Below are 2,747 nucleotides of genomic sequence, written 5' to 3' on the forward strand. Positions count from 1 at the left end.
TAAACGGCATATCTGCATGGGAAGCGGTGGAAAGTCTGGCACGAGCAGGATAAACCAAGCCGAGCGAGGAACAGAAACCCTTCGTTGAGTCAGAGAGAAGACGAGCGAAAATCCGTTTCATTTAGAGTTGCATTTCTGCACGCTATCTAGGGATTGTCTGATTCTTGACATCCCTATTCTTTCTACTTATAATAAATGGAGCATTGAGAAGGAATTCATCATCTATCACCGTATCCTGCTGTGAAATGCGACCAAAAAGGAGATTGAGCGTATGGCTAACAAAGAGGTATTGCTGACACCCGAGGGTTTGAAAAAGCTGGAAGCAGAGCTGGAAGAGTTAAAGACCGTGAAACGGCGGGAGATTGCTCAGCGGATCAGCGCATCCTTGGAGTTCGGCGATATTTCAGAGAACTCGGAGTACGATGATGCGAAAAATGAACAAGCCTTCGTGGAAGGAAGAATACTAACCCTTGAGAAGCTGCTGCGCAACGCCAAGGTGATCGATACCGACGCAGAAGATGATGATGACACGGTGGTCTCCATAGGTAAGAAAGTCACGCTCAAGGATCTGCAAACGCAGGATATCTTAGAATACCAGCTGGTGGGTTCGGCAGAGGCGGATCCGGCAGCCCTGAAAATCAGCAACGAGTCACCTGTGGGTCAAGCTATTCTAGGCAAGACTTGCGGGACCATAGTGGAGGTAGAGGTCCTGGACGGAGTGCTGCAGTATGAAATCCTGAAGGTGGCCAGATAAACAGGAGGTAATCGAGTGAACCAGGAGCACATGGATCATACAGAAGACCGAGCGGAACTTAATGAACTGATGGCGGTGCGCCGTGAGAAGCTGCGGGATCTGATCGAGATGGGGATCGATCCCTTCGGTGAACGCTTCGAACGCACCCATCTGGCTCGGGAAATTGTGGACCGCTTCGAGGCACTGGAAGGCCAAGACACTGTGATTGCCGGACGGATCATGTCCCTGCGTGCGCACGGGAAGGCCACGTTCGCGGATCTCATGGACAGCTCTGGCCGCATCCAGCTCTATTTTCGCACCGACGTCTTGGGCGAGGAGCAGTACGCTTTGCTCCAAAAGGTGGATATCGGTGACATCTTAGGCATCGCCGGACGGATCTTCCGCACCCGGCGGGGCGAGATCAGCGTTGAAGTGCACAGCATGAAGTTTCTGTCCAAGTCCCTGCGGCCGCTGCCCGACAAATGGCACGGCTTAAAGGATGTGGACCTGCGCTACCGCCAGCGCTATGTGGATCTCATCGTCAACCCCGGGGTGCGGGAGGTGTTTGAAACCCGCAGCAGGATCATCCAGAGCCTGCGGAACTTCCTGGTTGAGCGGGGATACATTGAAGTGGAAACACCCATGCTCAACGTCATCGCGGGTGGGGCCAATGCCCGGCCGTTCGTCACCCACCACAATACCCTGGATATGGATTTGTACCTGCGCATTGCCCCGGAGCTTTACCTCAAGCGTCTGTTGGTGGGTGGTTTCGAGAAGGTCTTCGAGATCGGCAAGAACTTCAGAAATGAAGGAATCTCCACCAAGCACAACCCCGAATACACCGCCTGCGAAATCTACGCAGCCTATGCCGACGCTGAGGATATGATGAAACTCACGGAAGACATCTTTGTGCACATCGCCAAGGAAGTGGCAGGTTCCACGAAGATCGTGTTCCAGGGGCAGGAGATTGACCTCACTCCGCCCTGGCCGCGCCTTCCCATGCTGGAAGCGATCAAGCAGTATTCCGGAGTGGACCTCACAGGGATGAACGATGAAGAGGCCAGGAAGGCGGCGAAGGAAAAGGGGCTGGAGGTTGAGCCCAACGCCTCCTATGCCAATGTGGTGGAGGAGTTCTTTGACACCTTCGTGGAACCGAAGCTGATTCAACCGGTGTTCATCACCGATCATCCCGTGGAGGTGAGTCCTCTGGCCAAGCGCAAGAAGGACAACCCCACGCTCACCGATCGCTTTGAACCGTTCATCGTGACCTGGGAAGTGGCCAATGGCTTCAGCGAGCTGAACGATCCCGTCGATCAGGAACAGCGTTTCCGCCAGCAGATGGCCCAGCGGGAGCTGGGGGATGAGGCCGCCCATATGATGGACGACGATTACATCCGGGCCCTGGAGTACGGCATGCCCCCCGCGGGTGGCTTGGGACTGGGCATCGACCGCATGGTGATGCTGTTTACCGATTCCCCTTCCATCCGGGATGTCCTGCTCTTTCCCCACATGCGGCCCCGTCCTAAGGGTTAAAAAGGGATGTACGAGCCTGTTCGGGCAGGCAGCCTGAGCAGGCTTTTTTTGTGCCAGCGGGCGATTTTTGTAGGAAAAGGGACCTACGAAGAGAAAAATGAAGCTGGCGGCGGCTAATCGTCTGCGGCTGTCCACAAAGGTCCTTGCTTCCGACTATGATTGGTGGTATATTAGGCATTGGCTCCCGCACGAAACTGCTGGACAAGCAGATTGCGTGGGCCTTACAACGTACAGCACCTTGACAACCAAACAAGTCTTGAACACAATTCTGTGTTTGGAGAGAATAAGCCACAGTTTGTGCGCTCTTAACAATTCAAGCTAGTATCAAGCTTTTCTGAGAGATAAACCTAGCTCAGCTAGGCTGACACTTTTCATGGAGAGTTTGATCCTGGCTCAGGACGAACGCTGGCGGCGTGCTTAATACATGCAAGTCGAGCGAGGTTACTGTTTCGGATCCCTTCGGGGTGAAGAAGCTTTAACC

General features: G+C 54.0%; 2 protein-coding genes and 1 rRNA gene. All 3 read left to right on the plus strand.

What is annotated here, in order from left to right; translation table 11 throughout:
• Positions 1–271 precede the first annotated feature (271 nt).
• Positions 272–754, plus strand: a complete 483-nt coding sequence (gene greA, locus ACE4YL_RS08260; protein ID WP_461357794.1) for a transcription elongation factor GreA — start codon at positions 272–274, stop codon at positions 752–754.
• A 30-nt stretch (positions 755–784) separates the two neighbouring features.
• Positions 785–2,266: a lysine--tRNA ligase gene (lysS, locus tag ACE4YL_RS08265; RefSeq protein WP_461369493.1), complete on the plus strand. Its 1,482-nt coding sequence runs from the start codon at positions 785–787 to the stop codon at positions 2,264–2,266.
• A 370-nt stretch (positions 2,267–2,636) separates the two neighbouring features.
• A 16S ribosomal RNA gene (locus tag ACE4YL_RS08270) occupies positions 2,637–2,747 on the plus strand; the annotation flags it as partial.

Origin of the sequence: Candidatus Darwinibacter acetoxidans (assembly GCF_041936445.1) — a bacterium.
Classification (GTDB): Bacteria; Bacillota; Limnochordia; order Darwinibacteriales; family Darwinibacteriaceae; genus DTU010.

What these genes read in the sequence shown, in the direction of transcription:
- lysS (WP_461369493.1), top strand. Translation starts at nt 785, where the DNA reads ATGGATCATACAGAAGACCGAGCGGAACTTAATGAACTGATGGCGGTG.
- greA (WP_461357794.1), top strand. Translation starts at nt 272, where the DNA reads ATGGCTAACAAAGAGGTATTGCTGACACCCGAGGGTTTGAAAAAGCTG.